General features: G+C 59.8%; 18 protein-coding genes and 1 tRNA gene. 9 read left to right on the top strand and 10 right to left on the bottom strand.

All coding sequences use genetic code 11. The annotated features are described in order from the left end of the window. The first annotated feature begins 10 nt into the window (after window positions 1–10). Genes fdxH through fdhE form a run of 3 tightly spaced genes read left to right on the top strand, consistent with a single transcriptional unit; the run spans window position 11 to window position 2,471 of the window. The gene (fdxH, locus tag KFZ77_RS00360; protein ID WP_031522144.1) at window positions 11–913 is read left to right on the top strand and encodes a formate dehydrogenase subunit beta; all 903 of its coding nucleotides are present in this window, start codon (window positions 11–13) and stop codon (window positions 911–913) included. Then, the gene (gene fdoI, locus KFZ77_RS00355; protein ID WP_031522145.1) at window positions 910–1,545 is read left to right on the top strand and encodes a formate dehydrogenase cytochrome b556 subunit; all 636 of its coding nucleotides are present in this window, start codon (window positions 910–912) and stop codon (window positions 1,543–1,545) included. The genes fdxH and fdoI overlap by 4 nt, the downstream gene beginning before the upstream one ends. Further along, window positions 1,542–2,471, top strand: coding sequence for a formate dehydrogenase accessory protein FdhE (gene fdhE / locus KFZ77_RS00350; protein ID WP_264385144.1), 930 nt, complete (start codon window positions 1,542–1,544; stop codon window positions 2,469–2,471). Before fdoI ends, fdhE begins: the two co-directional genes overlap by 4 nt. Before the next feature lie 37 nt (window positions 2,472–2,508). Here the strand turns inward: fdhE and KFZ77_RS00345 are convergent, their stop codons facing one another. Continuing rightward, window positions 2,509–2,883 (bottom strand): type II toxin-antitoxin system VapC family toxin, encoded by a 375-nt coding sequence (locus KFZ77_RS00345; protein WP_264385143.1) that lies wholly within the window; start codon window positions 2,881–2,883, stop codon window positions 2,509–2,511. 2 nt (window positions 2,884–2,885) lie between these two features. After that, window positions 2,886–3,122, bottom strand: coding sequence for a ribbon-helix-helix domain-containing protein (locus tag KFZ77_RS00340; RefSeq protein WP_406678815.1), 237 nt, complete (start codon window positions 3,120–3,122; stop codon window positions 2,886–2,888). Window positions 3,123–3,422: 300 nt separating this feature from the next. Between KFZ77_RS00340 and KFZ77_RS00335 the strand changes: the two genes are divergently transcribed. Genes KFZ77_RS00335 through KFZ77_RS00325 form a run of 3 tightly spaced genes read left to right on the top strand, consistent with a single transcriptional unit; the run spans window position 3,423 to window position 4,835 of the window. Continuing rightward, window positions 3,423–3,734 (top strand): antibiotic biosynthesis monooxygenase family protein, encoded by a 312-nt coding sequence (locus KFZ77_RS00335; RefSeq protein ID WP_264385141.1) that lies wholly within the window; start codon window positions 3,423–3,425, stop codon window positions 3,732–3,734. Window positions 3,735–3,738: 4 nt separating this feature from the next. After that, window positions 3,739–4,131 (top strand): amino acid-binding protein, encoded by a 393-nt coding sequence (locus KFZ77_RS00330; protein ID WP_264385140.1) that lies wholly within the window; start codon window positions 3,739–3,741, stop codon window positions 4,129–4,131. A 2-nt stretch (window positions 4,132–4,133) separates the two neighbouring features. Beyond that, the gene (locus tag KFZ77_RS00325; protein WP_264385139.1) at window positions 4,134–4,835 is read left to right on the top strand and encodes an ArsR/SmtB family transcription factor; all 702 of its coding nucleotides are present in this window, start codon (window positions 4,134–4,136) and stop codon (window positions 4,833–4,835) included. A 146-nt stretch (window positions 4,836–4,981) separates the two neighbouring features. Here KFZ77_RS00325 and yicI read toward each other — a convergent pair whose 3' ends face one another. After that, complete coding sequence (yicI, locus tag KFZ77_RS00320) at window positions 4,982–7,306, bottom strand: alpha-xylosidase (protein WP_264385138.1); 2,325 nt, start codon at window positions 7,304–7,306, stop codon at window positions 4,982–4,984. Window positions 7,307–7,318: 12 nt separating this feature from the next. Next, a complete protein-coding gene (locus tag KFZ77_RS00315) occupies window positions 7,319–8,713 on the bottom strand; it encodes a glycoside-pentoside-hexuronide family transporter (RefSeq protein WP_264385137.1) in 1,395 nt (464 codons plus the stop codon). Between the two features lie 291 nt (window positions 8,714–9,004). On the opposite strand from KFZ77_RS00315, the gene KFZ77_RS00310 reads away from it, so the two are divergent. The 3 genes from KFZ77_RS00310 to nepI all read left to right on the top strand — a co-directional run bounded on the left by KFZ77_RS00310 (window position 9,005) and on the right by nepI (window position 11,059). Beyond that, window positions 9,005–9,099 (top strand) — tRNA-Sec (locus KFZ77_RS00310). A 233-nt stretch (window positions 9,100–9,332) separates the two neighbouring features. Further along, window positions 9,333–9,785 (top strand): DUF1198 domain-containing protein, encoded by a 453-nt coding sequence (locus KFZ77_RS00305; RefSeq protein ID WP_264385136.1) that lies wholly within the window; start codon window positions 9,333–9,335, stop codon window positions 9,783–9,785. Between the two features lie 92 nt (window positions 9,786–9,877). Then, a complete protein-coding gene (gene nepI, locus KFZ77_RS00300) occupies window positions 9,878–11,059 on the top strand; it encodes a purine ribonucleoside efflux pump NepI (protein WP_264385135.1) in 1,182 nt (393 codons plus the stop codon). 9 nt (window positions 11,060–11,068) lie between these two features. Here the strand turns inward: nepI and KFZ77_RS00295 are convergent, their stop codons facing one another. The 6 genes from KFZ77_RS00295 to paoA form a co-directional block, all read right to left on the bottom strand. Next, complete coding sequence (locus tag KFZ77_RS00295) at window positions 11,069–11,974, bottom strand: EamA family transporter (protein ID WP_264385134.1); 906 nt, start codon at window positions 11,972–11,974, stop codon at window positions 11,069–11,071. 92 nt (window positions 11,975–12,066) lie between these two features. Continuing rightward, on the bottom strand, window positions 12,067–12,621 hold the full coding sequence (locus tag KFZ77_RS00290) for a nucleotidyltransferase family protein (protein WP_264385133.1): 555 nt from the start codon (window positions 12,619–12,621) through the stop codon (window positions 12,067–12,069). Beyond that, complete coding sequence (locus KFZ77_RS00285; protein WP_406678793.1) at window positions 12,621–13,568, bottom strand: XdhC family protein; 948 nt, start codon at window positions 13,566–13,568, stop codon at window positions 12,621–12,623. Before KFZ77_RS00285 ends, KFZ77_RS00290 begins: the two co-directional genes overlap by 1 nt. Window positions 13,569–13,642: 74 nt before the next feature. Continuing rightward, window positions 13,643–15,841, bottom strand: coding sequence for an aldehyde oxidoreductase molybdenum-binding subunit PaoC (paoC, locus tag KFZ77_RS00280; RefSeq protein WP_264385132.1), 2,199 nt, complete (start codon window positions 15,839–15,841; stop codon window positions 13,643–13,645). Next, a complete protein-coding gene (locus KFZ77_RS00275) occupies window positions 15,838–16,794 on the bottom strand; it encodes an FAD binding domain-containing protein (RefSeq protein ID WP_264385131.1) in 957 nt (318 codons plus the stop codon). Before KFZ77_RS00275 ends, paoC begins: the two co-directional genes overlap by 4 nt. Next, the gene (gene paoA, locus KFZ77_RS00270) at window positions 16,791–17,381 is read right to left on the bottom strand and encodes an aldehyde dehydrogenase iron-sulfur subunit PaoA (RefSeq protein ID WP_264385130.1); all 591 of its coding nucleotides are present in this window, start codon (window positions 17,379–17,381) and stop codon (window positions 16,791–16,793) included. Before paoA ends, KFZ77_RS00275 begins: the two co-directional genes overlap by 4 nt. Between the last annotated feature and the right edge of the window lie 34 nt (window positions 17,382–17,415).

Raw genomic sequence — 17,415 nt, 5'->3', positions numbered from 1 at the left:
GAGACGAATCATGGCTTATCAATCTCAAGACATCATCCGTCGTTCCGCGACTAACAGTTTCACTCCCGCGCCTCAGGCGCGGGATCACCAGCAGGAAGTGGCGAAGCTTATCGACGTAACCACCTGCATCGGCTGTAAAGCCTGTCAGGTGGCCTGTTCAGAGTGGAACGACCTGCGTGACGAAGTGGGCAACAACGTCGGGGTGTATGACAACCCGGCCGACCTGACCGCCAAGTCATGGACGGTGATGCGTTTCTCGGAAGTGGAGCAGAACGACAAACTGGAATGGCTGATCCGCAAGGATGGCTGTATGCACTGCGCCGATCCGGGCTGCCTTAAGGCGTGCCCGTCCGAAGGCGCTATCATTCAGTACGCCAACGGTATCGTCGACTTCCAGTCCGAGCAGTGCATCGGCTGTGGCTACTGCATCGCGGGCTGCCCGTTCGACGTACCGCGCCTGAACCCGGAAGACAACCGTGTCTACAAGTGCACCCTGTGCGTAGACCGCGTCAACGTGGGCCAGGAGCCAGCGTGCGTGAAGACCTGTCCGACCGGCGCTATCCACTTTGGTTCCAAAGAGGATATGAAGCAGCTTGCAGGCGAGCGCGTGGCGGAGCTGAAAACCCGTGGTTATGAAAACGCAGGCCTGTACGATCCGGCAGGAGTTGGCGGTACGCACGTGATGTACGTGCTGCACCACAACGACAAGCCGAATCTTTATCACGGCCTGCCGGAGAACCCGGAAATCAGCGAAACCGTGAAGTTCTGGAAAGGTATCTGGAAACCGCTCGCCGCTATCGGCTTTGCGGCCACCTTCGCCGCCAGCGTCTTCCACTATGTCGGCGTGGGCCCGAACCGTGCGGAAGAAGAGGAAGACAACCTTGATGAAGAGAAAGACGAGGTGCGCAAATGAAACGTCGTGACACCATCGTGCGCTACACGGCGCCGGAACGCATCAACCACTGGGTCACCGCCTTCTGCTTCGTGCTGGCGTCGGTGAGCGGGCTGGGCTTTTTCTTCCCGTCGTTCAACTGGCTGATGGGCATTCTCGGCACGCCGCAGCTGGCGCGCATCCTGCACCCCTTCGTGGGTGTGGTGATGTTTGCCTCGTTCATCATCATGTTCTTCCGTTACTGGCATCACAACCTGATTAACCGCGACGATATCTTCTGGGCGAAAAACATCCGCAAGATCGTTGTCAATGAGGAAGTGGGCGACACCGGACGCTATAACTTCGGCCAGAAATGCGTGTTCTGGGCGGCGATTATCTTCCTGGTGCTGCTGCTGGTGAGCGGCGTGGTGATCTGGCGTCCATACTTTGCGCAGGCTTTCCCGATCCCGCTGATTCGCGTGGCGCTGCTGGTACATTCATTTGCCGCAGTGGCGTTGATTGTGGTTATTATGGTGCATATTTACGCCGCCCTTTGGGTAAAAGGCACCATCACCGCAATGGTGGAAGGCTGGGTATCCTCAACGTGGGCGAAGAAACATCACCCGCGCTGGTACCGTGAAGTCCGCCAGAAACAGGAAAAATCATCTGAATGAGTATTCGCATCATCCCGCAAGATCAGCTGGAGAAAAGCGAGAAACGCACGGCGGAGAACATTCCGCCGTTATTGTTCCCCAGACTGAAAAATCTCTATAACCGCCGCGCGGCACGTCTGCGCGAGCTGGCGGAGAACAATCCGTTAGGCGACTATCTGCGTTTCGCGGCGCAAATCGCCCATGCTCAGGAAGTGGTGCTCTATGACCACCCGCTGGAGATGGACCTGACGACACGTCTGCAGGAAGCCGCAGCACAGGGCAAACCGCCGCTGGACGCGCATATTCTGCCACGCGATGCGCACTGGCAGCGCCTGCTGCACTCGCTTATCGCCGAGCTGAAGCCTGAAATGACTGGCCCGGCGCTGGCGGTGATCGAGAACCTGGAGAAGGCCTCTTCGCAGGAGCTGGAAGCGATGGCGAGCGCACTGTTTGCTGCCGACTTCGCCGATGTCAGCAGTGACAAAGCGCCCTTCATCTGGGCCGCGCTGTCGCTTTACTGGGCGCAGATGGCCAGCCTGATCCCCGGCAAAGCGCGCGCCGAATATGGCGAAGCGCGTCAGTTCTGCCCGGTGTGCGGCAGTATGCCGGTTTCCAGCATCGTGCAGATTGGCACCTCCCAGGGGCTTCGCTATTTGCACTGCAACCTGTGCGAGAGCGAATGGCACGTGGTGCGCATCAAGTGCAGCAACTGCGAACAGACCCGCGATCTGAACTACTGGTCAATCGACTCCGAACAGTCGGCCATCAAGGCCGAAAGCTGCGGCGACTGCGGCACTTACCTGAAGATCCTTTATCAGGAAAAAGACCCCAACGTCGAAGCCGTTGCGGACGACCTGGCTTCGCTGGTGCTGGATGCACGCATGGAGCAAGAGGGCTTCGCCCGTAGCTCCATCAACCCGTTCCTGTTCCCGGGAGAGGGTGAGTAGTTTTTCCCGTCAACCCGTCCTCATTATTGGGGGCGGGTTATCTTAAATTGTAGGGAATCGTTACGCCGCTTATGCCGGCGAAATCCTTCGAGTTGCGCGTTACCAGCAAACGAGAATTAACCTGCGCCGTTGCCAGAATGATGGCATCAGGCAGTTTCATGCCGTGCTGTTGACGAATCATTACGCTGCGTTCAGCCACTGCGGCTGAAATCGGCAACACATCAAACGCCTCCAGTACCTCACGCGTACGTATTTCCTGACCGTGTTTTTTTGCCCCTACCATTACTTCAATCCATGTCATCAGGCTGATGCCGCGATTAATGGGATACTGTTCCATCACCTCTGCCGCCTGCTGATGCCCACTAAATAGATCGATAAGGATGTTGGTATCGAATACCGCCACGCCCTCCATACCTACCACTCCTCACGTAGTTTTCGCTCATACTCCAGCCCATCTTCAGCCGCCTCCCCCCACAGGCCTAACGCCTCGTGAAGAACATTTTGTGTCTGCCTTTCCAGATACTGCTCAATCGCTTCGCGCAGTAGCTCCGCTCTGGCGGTGTTGCGGCGCTGTTTAAGGTGATCGAGGCGGCGAATCGCCTCGTCAGGTAAGTCGAGAAGAATTCGTCCCATAATGTTCTCTGCTGTCATGACCATATATCACCTCAGTATATCATCATCGTTCGTTTTTGAATCGCCACTTGCAAAAGGCTAATCCTTTTTCTTCGTGCGGTTAAGTCAGATTTCGGAGGTAATTCCCCTTCTGCGAGGTGCTTTCCAGAAACGTTTTTTCCCTGCATGACGGCGTTTTTCTTCCGTGTCGTTTAGGGTATAAACGCTGAACTTTTCACAGGTGAAAACCGCGCAACGCAGGCACAGTTCGCTCTTCACCGAAGCATCAGGTTATGGCGCAGGATAGATTTGTCGCTCCCCCTGACGGAGAGCAAACAAATGATTGCGGTACTTTTTGAAGCAGACGTATTACCGGAAAAGCAGGCGCGTTATCTGGCGCTGGCGGCGGAACTTAAGCCCATGCTGGCAGATAGTGAGGGCTTTATCAGCATTGAGCGGTTTCAGAGCCTGACCAGCGAGGGGAAGATCCTGTCGCTCTCATGGTGGCAGAATGAAGACGCCGTGCTGAGCTGGAAGCGTAACGTATTGCACCGCGAAGCACAGACCGAAGGGCGCGCTTCCATTTTCGCCCACTACCGGATTCGCATTGCTCAGGTGGTCAGAGATTACTCATCAGATATGCAAGGATAAGCCGATGTACGATATTCACGTAGTGCTGGAAAACACGCCAGGTCAACTGGCAGCCCTGGGTTCTGTGCTTGGCCAACACGGTATCGGCCTTGAGGGCGGCGGAGTGTTCAGCGCCGGAAGCGACTCGCATGCGCATTTTCTGGTGGCGGAGGGTGAAAAGGCCCGTGTGGTGCTGGAGCGCGAAGGGTTCAGGGTTGAAAACGTCTGCCAGCCGCTGATGCGTAAACTTAAGCAGGAGCGTCCCGGCGAGTTAGGTGAGATTGCCGCAGCCCTGGCAGATGCGGGCATTAATATCATTATCCAATACAGCGATCATGCGAATCAGCTTATCCTTGTCACGGATAATCCTGAGTTGGCGCACCGGGTTACGCAGCGCTGGTCCATCACCCGTGAGTGAATATGCTTAAACCTTCTACGCCAGACGGGCATGACGATGCCCTCGAAGACACTATCGTCGCGGTTGCCGCTGCAATGTCTGACGCCTCGCGCGTAAAAATGCTCTGCGCATTAATGGATGGGCGAGCCTGGACCGCGACCGAGCTGAGCGCCGTTGCTGATATAGCCTCCTCCACTGCCAGCGGGCATCTGGCGCGTCTGGTAAAGGGAAAGCTGATTACCTGCCTCTCCCAGGGCAGGCATCGTTATTATCGCCTCGCCGGTCATGACATCGCCGCGCTGCTTGAGGGGATGATGGGCGTATCCTGGAAGCGGACAGACCCGATGCGAACCCGCACACCGCAGCATCTGCGTAACGCTCGTACCTGCTATGACCATCTGGCGGGTGAAGCCGCCGTAAACATTTATGCGGCGTTAGTGGATGAGGGCTGGCTGCAGGCAGATGGTGCGGCGCTGACAGAGAAAGGCCGCGCGCGTTTTCAGCAGGCCGGTATTGCGCTCAATCCTAACCCCCGACGAAAGGCATGCTGCGCCTGTCTCGACTGGAGCGAACGGCGCTTTCATCTTGGTGGCGAAGCGGGTGCAGCGCTATTCCTGCACGGCGAGCACAAAGGATGGCTGGTGCGCACGCCCGGATTCAGGGAGGTGACCATCACACCAGCCGGGCGTCTGGCACTCAAAAAGTTGTTTAACATTGAGGTATAAGCTGGCACCGGTGCGTTGCATTTAGCTGCCCGACTACGATAGCCAGGAAATGGCAGGGCAGATAAACCGCGCGCCTGTCTTCGTTGTACCGCTTGCCAGACGCAACAAAAAAGCCGCCCGCGGGCGGCTTCATCCGGCTTTACTACTTAAAGCGTGATGCTGAAACTGCTCACGCCCTGAGTTGGGGCGATCACCATGCCCCGCTCGCTGCCCGCCAGCGTTGCACCATCAACGCCTGTCACCTGCGGAATATTACGCAGGCACAGCGTCCAGTCGGTCGCGGTGCCCTCGCTGTGCACTGTCAGTTGGTTACCGGTGCGGTTCACCCTCAGGGTAAACAGAACAGAACCGTCCGCTGCGGGCACCTCGCACAATGCCTCACGGCCATCGTCGAGATTAAACAGCTGGAAGGCGGTGCCTTCATGCCAGGCGTAGTCCGGTTGCTGGTCGTTGGCTCCCAGCGCCAGCAGCGTGTTGTCGCGTACATACACCGGCAAGCTCAGGAAATCGTGCTGCTGTTTGTACCAGCGGCTGCCGGTAAGCACATCGTTGTGCCACAGGTGTGTCCAGCGCCCTTCCGGTAGCCAGAAGCTTACCTCGCCCTGCTCGCTGAATACCGGCGCCACCAGCAGCGCATCACCCAGCATGTACTGCCTGTCCAGATAGTCGCAGGCCGGGTCGTCCGGGAACTCCAGCATCATGGCGCGCATCACCGGTGTACCGCACTCCCGCGCCAGCGCAGACTGGCGATACAGGTATGGCATCAGGCGGCACTTAAGCTCGGTGAAATGCCGCACCACGTCACAGGCTTCGTCATCGTATGCCCACGGCACGCGATAGGATTTACTGCCGTGCAGGCGACTGTGGCTGGAGAGCAGCCCAAAGGCGCACCAGCGCTTATAGACGTGTGCCGGTGCGGTGTTTTCGAATCCACCAATGTCGTGGCTCCAGAATCCAAACCCGGAAAGCCCAATCGACAGCCCGCCGCGCAGGCTTTCAGCCATCGATTCATAATTCGCATAGCAGTCGCCGCCCCAGTGCACCGGGAACTGCTGGGCACCCACCGAGGCCGAGCGGGCGAACAGCACCGCTTCCTCTTCGCCCACCGTCTCCTTCAGCACGTTCCACACCAGCTCGTTATAGAGATACGCGTAATGGTTGTGCATTTTTTGTGGATCGGCGCCGTCGTGCCACACCACGTCAGTGGGAATGCGCTCGCCGAAATCGGTTTTAAAGCAGTCCACGCCCATCGCCACCAGTCGTTTCAGATGCCCGGCGTACCACGCGCTTGCTTCCGGATTGGTAAAATCAACGATCGCCAGCCCCGGTTGCCATTTATCCCACTGCCATACCGCGCCGTTCGGGCGTTTCAGCAGATAACCTTTCTCCATCCCCTCGCGGAACAGCGGGGATTTCTGGCCGATATAAGGGTTAATCCAGACGCAGATTTTCAGGCCGCGCGCCTTCAGACGTTTCAGCATGCCTTCCGGGTCCGGGAAGGTAGCCGGGTCCCATTCGAAATCACACCACTGGAAGGCTTTCATCCAGAAGCAGTCGAAGTGGAACACGTGCAGCGGCAGGTTGCGCGCCGCCATGCCATCGATAAAGCTATTCACCGTCTCTTCGTCATAATTAGTGGTGAACGAGGTGGTGAGCCACAGCCCGAATGACCAGGCAGGCGGTAGCGCAGGCCGGCCGGTGAAGCGCGTATAACGGTCCAGCACGGCTTTTGGCGTCGGGCCATCAATCACAAAATACTCCAGATGCTCCCCTTCCACGCTGAACTGCACCTTCGAGACTTTCTCCGAGCCGATCTCAAACGACACGCACTCGGGATGATTCACCAGCACGCCATACCCACGGTTGGTAAGGTAAAACGGAATGTTTTTATAGGCCTGCTCGGTGCTGGTGCCGCCGTCGCGGTTCCAGGTTTCTACCGTCTGCCCGTTACGCACCAGCGCGGTAAAACGTTCGCCCAGGCCATACACCGTCTCGCCCACACCGAGGTCGAGACGCTCGAAAAGATAGTTGCGCCCGGTGGTGCCGTCCTGCACGTAGCCGTTATTTTTCACCTGGCTGCCGGTGATACGCACGCCGTCGCGCAGGAAGTCGAGCGCCCAGTATTCGCCCTTACTGATGCGTACGCTCAGGCTGCCGCTGGAAATTTCGGCGTAATCATCGCCGTTATCGAGCCGCACCGGATGGTTCGCCTCTGCGTTGAGTGGGAAATGTGGGCCGCTGTCAGCCACCCCCTCAAAATGCGTAATGCGCACACCGATAATGCCCTCCTGCGGCGAGAAAAATCGCAGGGTGAAGAGCGGCGTATCCAGTTGCCAGGTTCGCTCGCGCACGTCGCGTGGCGCGGCATATACCACCAGCTCACGCCCCTGTACCTCGACATCAAACACCTGCAGCGGATGCGTTAGCGTCAGACCGGGCTGGATCAGCCAGTTACCATCACTGATTTTCATCGTCTTATCCTCTTACTGCTGAAATTCTTTGCGAACCGGCACCTGCTCAAATTCCTGCTGATTGCGTCGGGCGCTGTCGGCCAGCTGCGACATGATTGACGTCAGATACGGTGTTTTCAGGGTGTAATAGCGCTTCGCTACCACGGCGCTGATGAGATAGCAGATGGCCGGCACGATAGTGAACAGCGCGATAATGATGCTGAGGGTGGCGCTGTTCTGGGTGGTGGCCGCCGCGTTATAGCCGCCGCCTGCCAGCATCCAGCCAATCAGCGCGCCGCCGATAGCCAGACCGAGTTTCAGCACGAACAGCGTCCCGGCAAAGCTGATACCGGTCAGGCGCTTGCCGTTGCGCCACTCGCCGTAGTCCACGGTATCGGACATCATGACCCACTGGATCGGCGTCACCAGCTGGTGGAGCACACCGATAACGAAGATGAATACAAACATCAGCACGCTGGCATGCAGCGGCACGAAGAACATGGCAAAGCTCAGCACGGCAAGCGCCGCATTGGTCCACCAGAACACGCTCACCTTACATTTCCAGTCGGTGAGCGGTTTAGCCAGCGCGCTGCCGAACAGATTCCCGACGCAGTAGGTCGTCAGGAACGCGGTAAACAGCGCCGGCGAGCCCATAATCCAGGTGACGTAATACATCATCGCCCCACCGCGCACCGACACCGCGAGGATATTGAGGATGGTAAGAATGCCCACGACGCGCCACTGGTCGTTTTGCAGGATGTCGCGCAGGTCCTCGCGCATTGGTGTGGTATTGGGCGGGGCCTGTACGCGCTCTTTGGTGGTGAAAAAGCAGAACGCCAGCATCAGGAAGGCCACTACCGAGAGCACAGCGATCCCGCCCTGGAAGCCGAGGGCTTTATCTTCACCGCCAATCAGGTTAACCAGCGGCATCATCAGCACCGTTGACAGCATGCCTCCTGCGGTCGCCAGCACGAAGCGCCAGGATTGCAGCGAGATGCGCTGCTGCGGGTCGCTGGTGACCACGCCGCCCAGCGCGCAGTAGGGAATATTGACCACGGTATACATCAGCGTCAGCAGCGTGTAGGTGACCGCGGCGTAAACCATTTTGCCGGTCAGGCTGAGGTCTGGCGTGCTGTAGGCGAAAACGCAGACGATGCCGAACGGCAGCGCCCCGAAGATGATCCACGGGCGGAACTTGCCCCAGCGGCTGCGGGTGCGGTCGGCTACCAGACCCATTACCGGGTCGGAAATGGCATCCAGCGCACGCGCCAGCAGGAACATGGTGCCGACAAACCCGGCAGGAATACCGAAGATATCGGTATAAAAGAACATCATGTACAGCATCACATTATCGAAGACGATGTGGCTGGCGGCGTCACCCATGCCGTAGCCAATTTTCTCCTTCACAGACAACACCTGATTGCTCATCACGTTGATCCTCGGGGCTTTTTAGCAGCTAAAAAACGTAACCGAGGTTGTAAACCATCCCACCGCCGCCGCATATTCTGTTTTCTGGTTATCAGATTACGTTTCCTGCTTTTTGTGATCGGTGTAGCTCTAACGAGGAAAATGAAATGACTAACCCGAGGAAAACGCGAGGCTTTATCCAAAATTGCGGGTAAAACAGACGGGTCGAAAAATAAAAAACACAGCGGGGGGATGTGGTTACGTTAAGAATGTAGCTATAATGCGCCCGCCTCCATGTAGCAATGCAGGCGCGGAAGATCGTCGTCTCCGGTGAGGCGGCTGGACTTCAACTCCAGTTGGGACCGCCAGCGGCCCCGGGCAGGTTCGACTCCTGTGATCTTCCGCCAACATGCTGTTCTTTCGTTGCTCTTATCTTATATTTCCCCCTCTGTTTTTCCTTTCTTATCACCGCCGATGTCGCTGTGACCGTCCGTACCGATAAATCTGCGTTATCTCTCATTTCATGGCAGGATTACCCGCACATGAAATCGCTCTGGCTTCACCTTTTTAGCGACTATTCAGCATACCCGGAGCGATGTCGTACCAGGGTAGAGCGGCGTGACGCCACACAGGAGAACACATGATTTGGTTGATGCTGGCCACGCTGGCGGTGGTGTTTGTAGTTGGTTTTCGGGTGTTAACCTCGGACGTCAGGCGCGCTATCCGCCGTCTCACCGAGCGGCTGGGGATCAGCGCCGTGCCGGTGGAGTCGATGATCGATCAGATGGGTAAAGACGCCGGGCAGGAGTACCTGCGCTATCTCCAGCGGACCGACGACAAAAATCTGCTCAGCGCCGCCCAGGTGCTGCTGATCTGGCAGGTGATGATTGTGGATGGCAGTGAATCGCATCTGCGTCAGTGGTATCGCCTGCTGCGCAAAGCCCGTCTGGCCGCGCCGTTAAGCGATGCCCATATCCGGCTGGCCTTTGGCCTGCTGCGCGAGCTGGAGCCGGATATGCAGGATCTGAATGCGTTTCAGGAGCGTTATAACGCCCTGTTTATGCCGGACGACAACGTCTACGTGTTGCACTGAGTGTTGCCATAGTTGCCAAAATGTTAAGCACGTCACATTGACGGTGTTACACTGCGCCTCTTCATTTTCCGTGTAACACGTCAGGTGACTCCATGACCCCACACTCCTCCTCATCGCGTCCGGATGCTGCCATCCGGCCGAACTGGTCTGCGGTATTCGCCGTGGCGTTCTGCGTCGCCTGCCTTATTACCGTCGAGTTTTTGCCGGTGAGCCTGCTCACGCCGATGGCGCATGACCTGGGTATCTCCGAAGGGCTGGCTGGCCAGTCGGTGACCGTTACCGCGTTCGTCGCCATGTTTGCCAGCCTGTTTATCACCCGGATTATCGGCACCACCGATCGCCGCTATGTGGTGATCCTGTTTTCCGTGCTGCTGACCCTCTCCTGCCTGCTGGTCTCCTTCGCCAACAGCTTCACCGTGCTGCTGATTGGCCGCGCCTGTCTGGGCCTGGCGCTCGGTGGCTTCTGGGCGATGTCGGCTTCGCTGACCATGCGTCTGGTTCCCGCAAGAACGGTGCCGAAAGCGCTGTCGGTGATCTTCGGTGCCGTGTCGATTGCGCTGGTGATTGCCGCGCCGCTGGGCAGCTTTTTCGGCGGCATTATCGGCTGGCGTCACGTGTTTAACGCCGCTGCGGTGATGGGGCTGGTCAGCATCTTCTGGGTGTGGAAATCACTGCCGTCGCTGCCGGGCGAAGCCGCGCACCAGCAACAGAATATGATCAGCCTGCTGAAGCGTCCCGGCGTGCTGGCCGGCATGGTTGCCATCTTTATGTCCTTTGCCGGGCAGTTCTCCTTCTTCACCTATATTCGTCCGGTGTATACCAGCCTTGCAGGCTTTGACGTAGATGGGCTGACGCTGGTGCTGCTGAGCTTCGGTATCGCCAGCTTTGTCGGCACTTCGCTGTCGTCGGCTATTCTGAAACACTCGGTGAAGCTGGCGCTGGCTGTCGCGCCGCTGGTCATCGCCCTCAGCGCGCTGACGCTGATCCTGTGGGGCGACAGTAAAGTGGTGGCCTCCGCCGTGGCGATTGTCTGGGGGCTGGGCTTTGCGCTGGTGCCGGTAGGCTGGTCAACCTGGATCACCCGCTCGCTGAGCGACCAGGCGGAAAAAGCTGGCTCCGTACAGGTGGCGGTGATCCAGCTGGCGAACACCTGCGGCGCAGCGGTAGGCGGCTATGCCCTTGATACGCTGGGCCTGCTTTCGCCGCTGGTGTTATCCGGCACGCTGATGCTGTTAACCGCGCTGCTGGTGACCCTCAAAGTCCGGGTGAGCTAACGCCCGCGTTCAGGCCGCGCCGCGGGGTTTGCGGCGTGAATCGAGCGAAATCAGCACCACCGAGAACACAATCAGCAAGGTGCCAAGCCAGTCCGGCAGCGTGAAGCTGACGCCCAGCAGCAGCACCGACAGCAACGCACTGCTCAGCGGTTCGGTACAGCTGAGAATGCTTGCTTTCGGGCCGCCAATCATCTGCGCGCCTTTGAGATACAGGCTGAAGGTGATGGCGGTCCCCACCACCACCAGATAGAAAAACGCCAGCAGTACATGGCCGCTCATCATCATCTCCCCGCCCTGACCCGCATAGAACGGCAGCAGCATCGCTCCGCCAATCAGCATGCTCCAGCCCACTACCGGCAGTGTGCCGTAACGGGCGATAAGCGTTGAAGGGTAAGTCGTGTAAAAAGCAGCGGCAAAGGCAGACGCGATACCCCATACCAGCGCGGCGGGCGAAATAGTGAGCGCGGTCGGGTTACCGTGGGTAACCAGCAGGAAGGTGCCCGCCAGCGAGGTGAAAATCGCGGCGAACACCAGCACGCCGGGCCGGGCTTTACGCGCCAGCGCGAACCAGGCCACGATTATGGTCGGGGATAAAAATTGCAGTACGGTCGCCGTGGCGGCATTGGATTTCTCAATGGTGACCAGAAACGTCAGCTGGACCGTCAGGGCACCAAACAGCGAGAACAGCAGCAGGCTGATGGCGTCCTTACGCTGCTTCAGTATTGAGAAGATTTTGTCGCCGTTGATGAACGACAGCGTCAGCAAAATAAAGCCGGAAAACAGCAGGCGGATCATGGTCAGGAAGGGAGAGGTCAGCGCGCTGTTTTCCATAATGTACTGCGCACACACACCGGAACTTCCCCACAGCACGGCGGCGACCAGCACGTACAGCATCCCTTTCTTCGTAACACCCATGTTATCCCCTGCGACGTTAATAGTTTCCTGATGCATAACGCCGGACAGCATAGCACAGGCCAGATGCCCCCTGCTTCCGTTGCCACAGGTGACTATAACGCCTGTATTTTCCTCAGCTTTTCAATGAAGTGTATATCTCCCACCCGATCCACATCCTGCACGATACCGACGTCATCAGACGTCAGATCCAACGTCGCGCCGCAGGATCGCGCCTGCTGCACAATCGTTTTTGCACCCACATCCCCGGAAAGCGCTGCCAGCGCAGCAAAGTACTTCCGGCCAAACCCGACCGGGTGGCCCTGACGCTGCTGGTAATGCGGGATAACAACCGTGTCCTCCCGCAACGCGTCGGCGACACGCCGGAGCGTTGTGGGCTGGATCAGCGGCAAATCGGCGGGCAGGATCAGCCACCCGCCAGCATCACGGGTAGCCTGCACGCCCAGCGCGATGGAATCGCCCATGCCGCGCGTGCCGCCGTCGGGGCGCACCAGATGCCATGCGAGGCCCGCTGCCTGCACCGCGTCCAGCACGTGGGTCAGCACCGGTTTTCCGTGCAGCAGCGCGTCCAGTTTGTGCGTGTTGCCGCCGGAGGCGAGAAAGCGCTCGCCTTTGCCGGCAGCGAGAATAATCACCGCAGGCGCTGGCACTATTTTTCAGCCCCGGCGAGGCGGGCGGCGGCAACGTCTGCCAGCACCGAGAGCGCCAGCGAGTGTGCATCCCGGGCTTTCGGGAATATGCCGATGGGGGCGCGAATGCGCTTGAGATCCTGCTCGCACCAGCCAAGCCCGGTGAGCTTTTCCACCCGTGCCGCATGGGTGCGCATACTGCCCAGCGCACCGATATAAAACGGGTTGGCGGCCAGCGCAGCCTGCAATATCGGCAGTTCGCGGTTCAGGTCGTGGTAGAGCAAAATGACGGCGGTCTGCGCATCCATCAGCGCGAAAGAGGTGCGCGGATCGAACCCGTCGCTGGTATGCACCTCATACCCCGCTGCCCGGGCAACCCGCGCCGTCGCTTCAGCCTCCATAGAGCGTCCGTAAACAATGACCCGGGTACAGGGCTGATAGCTGACGGTAAATTCCTCGTCGTGCCAGCCGCTCTCGCCGTCGCTAAGCTCGCTGCGGAGCGTCTGCGACGCGGGAGCGTAATGCAGGGAAGCCGTCTGGCGCTGCGCGGTGGCTTTCAGCACGGCGTGTAGCGGCTGGGCCGAACGCAGCTTGTGAATGCTCAGGGTGATGCCGCCGCCGCAGGGCAGCACGATATCAAAATACGGCGACCCCTGGCCGTAACGCACCATCCGATCTGTTCCGGAAGCGATGACCTCCAGCGCCTCATGAGCGACAGCCGATTCCACACAGCCGCCAGAGACGAAGCCGCAATACAGGCCGTCATCGCGTACCGCCATCTGCGCACCCAGCGGACGCGCCGCGCCGCCGCGGATCTCCACCAGCGTGACCAGCGCCGCCGCCTGGCCCGCCATCAGCGCCTCGGCGGCAAAACGCAGGATCGCCGCACTGTCGTCGGTGAGAAACGCCGGCTCGGGGGTGAGCGGATCGCGGGCCGCCGGTTCGGTTAAGGGGAGTTGTTGCAGCACCTTACCTCCATCCTGAAAGTGAAAGGGGAAGCGCTGCGGCTCTGGCGCGTCGGGCAGCCAGAACCGCAGGGCGATTACGCGACGGTCGGTAACCCGTGTAGCAGCTTATCGAGCGTAATCGGGTAATCCCGCACCCGCACGCCGGTCGCGTTATAGATGGCGTTGGCAATGGCAGCACTGACGCCGCACAGGCCCAGCTCACCTACCCCTTTAGCTTTCATCGGCGACGAGACCGGGTCGGTGTCGTCGAGGAAAATCACTTCCTGTTCGGGAATGTCGGCATGGACCGGCACTTCATAGCCCGCCATATCGTGATTCACGAAAAAGCCCTGCTGCGTATCGACTGCCAGCTCTTCCATCAGCGCACCGCCAAGCCCCATAGTCATCGCGCCAATCACCTGGCTGCGCGCCGTTTTCGGGTTAAGGATGCGCCCTGCCGCGCAGACCGCCAGCATGCGGCGAACGCGGACTTCCCCGGTGGCGATGTCCACACCCACTTCGACGAAATGCCCGGCAAAGGTGGACTGCTGGAACTGCTTGTCGAGATCGCCGAACTCAATCGCGTCCTCCACCGTCAGGGTACCACCCGCAGCGGCCTCGCTGAGCGGAACAGCACGCCCGTTGGCACGCACAGCGCCATCCACAAACTCTGCCGTGTTGGCGTCAAAACCGAGTTTGTTCGCTACCGCTTCGCGCAGTTTTACGCAGGCGGCATACACGCCTGCGGTGGAGCTGTTTGCTCCCCACTGGCCGCCCGAACCGGATGACAGCGGATAATCAGAATCCCCCAGCCGCACCACCACGCGCTCCAGCGGCACGCCCATCATCTCTGCCGCCGTCTGGGCAATGATGGTGTAGCTCCCGGTGCCGATATCGGTCATGTCGGTTTCCACGGTCACGATGCCCTGCGCATCCAGGTGCACGCGCGCGCCGGACGTGGTGACGATGTTGTTACGAAAACCGGCCGCCATGCCCAGACCCACCAGCCAGCGCCCGTCCCGCACCTGACCAGGCTGCGGATTACGCGCATGCCAGCCAAAGCGCTCCGCACCAGTGCGCAGGCACTCCACCAGCTGGCGGCGCGAGAAGAAGCGCTCGGGGTGCGCCGGGTCCACCTGGGTGTCGTTGAGAATGCGGAACTCCACCGGGTCCATGCCAAGTTTTTCCGCCATCTCGTCGATAGCAATCTCCAGCACCATCAGCCCCGGCGCTTCCCCCGGCGCGCGCATCGAGTTCCCTTCCGGCAGATCCAGCTCAGCCAGCCGCAGCCCGGTATGGCGATTCGCACCGGCATACAGCAGCTCAGTCTGGTTGGTGGCGGTCTCCGTCGGGCCGCCGGGCAGGTTACCGGACCAGCTGTGGTGCAGAATAGCGGTAATGCGTCCGGTCTCATCGGTGCCGATACGCACATGCTGCACCGTCGCCGGGCGGTGAGTGGTGTTATTGGGAATAAATGGCCGCGGCAACATCACCTTTACCGGGCGTTTTGCCGCCCGCGCGCCGAGCGCCGCCAGCACAGCATCGCTGCGCAGGAACAGCTTGCTGCCGAAGCCGCCGCCAATAAAAGGCGACCGCACGCGGATGTTTTCTGCGGGAATATTCAGGGTTTTCGCCAGATCGCCACGCCACCAGTCAATCATCTGGCTGGAGGTCCAGAGCGTAAGCTTCTCCCCTTCCCACGCCGCCATCGAAGCATGCGGCTCCATCGCCATATGGCTCTGATCCGGAGTGGTATAGATGGCATCGAGCTGCACCGCCGCGTCAGCCAACGCACGCTCCACGTCGCCGACGCTTTTGTCCGGCGTGTCTTCCGGTGGGGTGGTAACACCCGGTTTTTCCGCCGCCAGATCGTAAGCGCCGGGTTCGCGCTGGTACTCCACGTGAATCAGCCCTGCAGCCGCCCGTGCCTGTTCGAAGGTTTCTGCCACCACCACGGCGATAGCCTGGTGGTAATGCTCAATCTCCGGGCCAGCCAGCAAGGTCGCCGCGTTCATTTCACCCTTGCCGAGTGGACCGGCGTTATCCGCCGTGACGATCGCCAGGACGCCAGGAGCGCGCTGCGCCGCCTCAACATCGAGCGTCGTGATGCGGCCTTTCGCAATGGCGGAGCCGACCACATGGCCATAGGCTGCATCAGGCGCTTCATCGTGCCATTCATAGGCGTAGGTTGCCGAGCCGGTGGTTTTCAGCGGCCCGTCGATACGATCGTGCGGGCGGCCCACCACTTTCAGCTGATCGATGGGGTTGTTGGTAGCCGGTTTATCAAATTTCATGGTTGTGCCCCCGCTTCTGCCAGCACCGAGGCGAGCGTGCGCTTCGCCAGTGTCAGCTTGAATTCGTTTTCACTGGTTGGCTGCGCGTCGGCGAACAGCTGGTCGTAGACCGCCTGCGCGCCCTGTGGCAGCTGTGCATCCGCTTCATCGCGCCGCCAGGGTTTATGTGCCACCCCGCCCAGCGCCACGCGTCCGGTGCCATCGGCCTGCACCACCGCCGCGACGGATACCAGCGCAAACGCATAGGAGGCGCGATCGCGCACTTTGCGATAGATGTGCGTGCCGCCGGCCGGAGGCGGCAGCGTTACCGCCACGATCAGCTCGCCGGGTGCCAGCACGGTTTCCAGATGCGGCGTATCGCCCGGCGCGCGGTAGAAGTCAGCCAGCGGGATGCGGCGTTCGCTCCCGTCCGGGTTTACGGTCTCCACCACGGCGTCCAGTACCTGCATCGCAACCGCCATATCACTCGGATGCGTGGCGATGCAGGCCTCGCTGGCTCCGACTACCGCCAGCTGACGGCTGTAGCCTGTCAGAGCCGCACAGCCGCTGCCGGGCTGGCGCTTATTGCAGGGCTGGTTGGTGTCGTAGAAATAGGGGCAGCGCGTACGCTGCAGCAGGTTGCCCGCAGTAGTCGCCCGGTTACGCAACTGGCCCGACGCCCCCGCCAGCAGCGCACGGGACAGCACGCCGTAATCGCGACGCACGCGCTCATCAGCGGCCAGATCGGTATTGCGCACCAGCGCCCCGATGCGCAGTCCGCCATCGGCGGCAGGTTCAATGCTGTCCAGCGCCAGGCCATTGACGTCGATCAGATGAACCGGGGTCTCAATTTCCAGCTTCATCAGGTCGAGCAGGTTGGTGCCGCCAGCGATAAATTTGGCTCCCGGCGTGCGCTGCGCGCTGGCTGCCGCTTCGGCGGGCGAATTCACGCGTTGGTAGGTAAAGGCTTTCATCGTCCTTCCCCCCCGGCGACATCCTCGATCGCAGCCAGAATATTGGCGTACGCCCCACAGCGGCAGATATTCCCGCTCATGCGCTCCCGGATCTCATCCGCCGTCATTTGCGGCGGTGATACCAGATCGTGGGTGACGTGGCTCGGAATGCCCGCCTCAATCTCTTTCAGCACCGCCACGGATGAACAGATCTGGCCCGGCGTGCAATACCCGCACTGGTAGCCGTCATGTTTTACAAACGCCGCCTGCATCGGGTGCAAATTGTCCGGCGTGCCCAGCCCTTCAATGGTGGTGACTTCCGCATCCTGATGCATCACCGCGAGGGTCAGACAGGCGTTGATGCGTCGTCCGTCAACGATGACGGTACAGGCGCCGCACTGGCCGTGGTCGCACCCTTTTTTGGTGCCGGTGAGATGCAGATTCTCGCGCAGCGCATCCAGCAGCGTGGTGCGGGTATCCACGTCCAGCTCGCGGATCACGCCATTCACGTTGAGTCGCAGGGGTAGCGTTTCAGGCTGCGGGGTAACAGCGCGCCCATCCGGTTGCGGCAGCTGCCCGTATTCTGTGTTTTCGCCGTGGTTGCTCATACCAGGCCTCCAGTATTTTTAAAAATGAGTGGTT

It is taken from the genome of Siccibacter colletis (assembly GCF_025914095.1).
In the GTDB taxonomy this organism is placed as follows: domain Bacteria; phylum Pseudomonadota; class Gammaproteobacteria; order Enterobacterales; family Enterobacteriaceae; genus Siccibacter; species Siccibacter colletis.
Note: the sequence above shows the minus strand (reverse complement) of the source record. Positions and strands in the feature narration are given on the sequence as shown.

Excerpts from the sequence above, each read along its gene's own strand:
- fdxH (WP_031522144.1), top strand. The coding sequence starts at position 11 with ATGGCTTATCAATCTCAAGACATCATCCGTCGTTCCGCGACTAACAGT.
- fdoI (WP_031522145.1), top strand. The coding sequence starts at position 910 with ATGAAACGTCGTGACACCATCGTGCGCTACACGGCGCCGGAACGCATC.
- fdhE (WP_264385144.1), top strand. The coding sequence starts at position 1,542 with ATGAGTATTCGCATCATCCCGCAAGATCAGCTGGAGAAAAGCGAGAAA.
- KFZ77_RS00345 (WP_264385143.1), bottom strand. The coding sequence starts at position 2,883 with ATGGAGGGCGTGGCGGTATTCGATACCAACATCCTTATCGATCTATTT.
- KFZ77_RS00340 (WP_406678815.1), bottom strand. The coding sequence starts at position 3,122 with ATGACAGCAGAGAACATTATGGGACGAATTCTTCTCGACTTACCTGAC.
- KFZ77_RS00335 (WP_264385141.1), top strand. The coding sequence starts at position 3,423 with ATGATTGCGGTACTTTTTGAAGCAGACGTATTACCGGAAAAGCAGGCG.
- KFZ77_RS00330 (WP_264385140.1), top strand. The coding sequence starts at position 3,739 with ATGTACGATATTCACGTAGTGCTGGAAAACACGCCAGGTCAACTGGCA.
- KFZ77_RS00325 (WP_264385139.1), top strand. The coding sequence starts at position 4,134 with ATGCTTAAACCTTCTACGCCAGACGGGCATGACGATGCCCTCGAAGAC.
- yicI (WP_264385138.1), bottom strand. The coding sequence starts at position 7,306 with ATGAAAATCAGTGATGGTAACTGGCTGATCCAGCCCGGTCTGACGCTA.
- KFZ77_RS00315 (WP_264385137.1), bottom strand. The coding sequence starts at position 8,713 with ATGAGCAATCAGGTGTTGTCTGTGAAGGAGAAAATTGGCTACGGCATG.
- KFZ77_RS00305 (WP_264385136.1), top strand. The coding sequence starts at position 9,333 with ATGATTTGGTTGATGCTGGCCACGCTGGCGGTGGTGTTTGTAGTTGGT.
- nepI (WP_264385135.1), top strand. The coding sequence starts at position 9,878 with ATGACCCCACACTCCTCCTCATCGCGTCCGGATGCTGCCATCCGGCCG.
- KFZ77_RS00295 (WP_264385134.1), bottom strand. The coding sequence starts at position 11,974 with ATGGGTGTTACGAAGAAAGGGATGCTGTACGTGCTGGTCGCCGCCGTG.
- paoC (WP_264385132.1), bottom strand. The coding sequence starts at position 15,841 with ATGAAATTTGATAAACCGGCTACCAACAACCCCATCGATCAGCTGAAA.
- KFZ77_RS00275 (WP_264385131.1), bottom strand. The coding sequence starts at position 16,794 with ATGAAAGCCTTTACCTACCAACGCGTGAATTCGCCCGCCGAAGCGGCA.
- paoA (WP_264385130.1), bottom strand. The coding sequence starts at position 17,381 with ATGAGCAACCACGGCGAAAACACAGAATACGGGCAGCTGCCGCAACCG.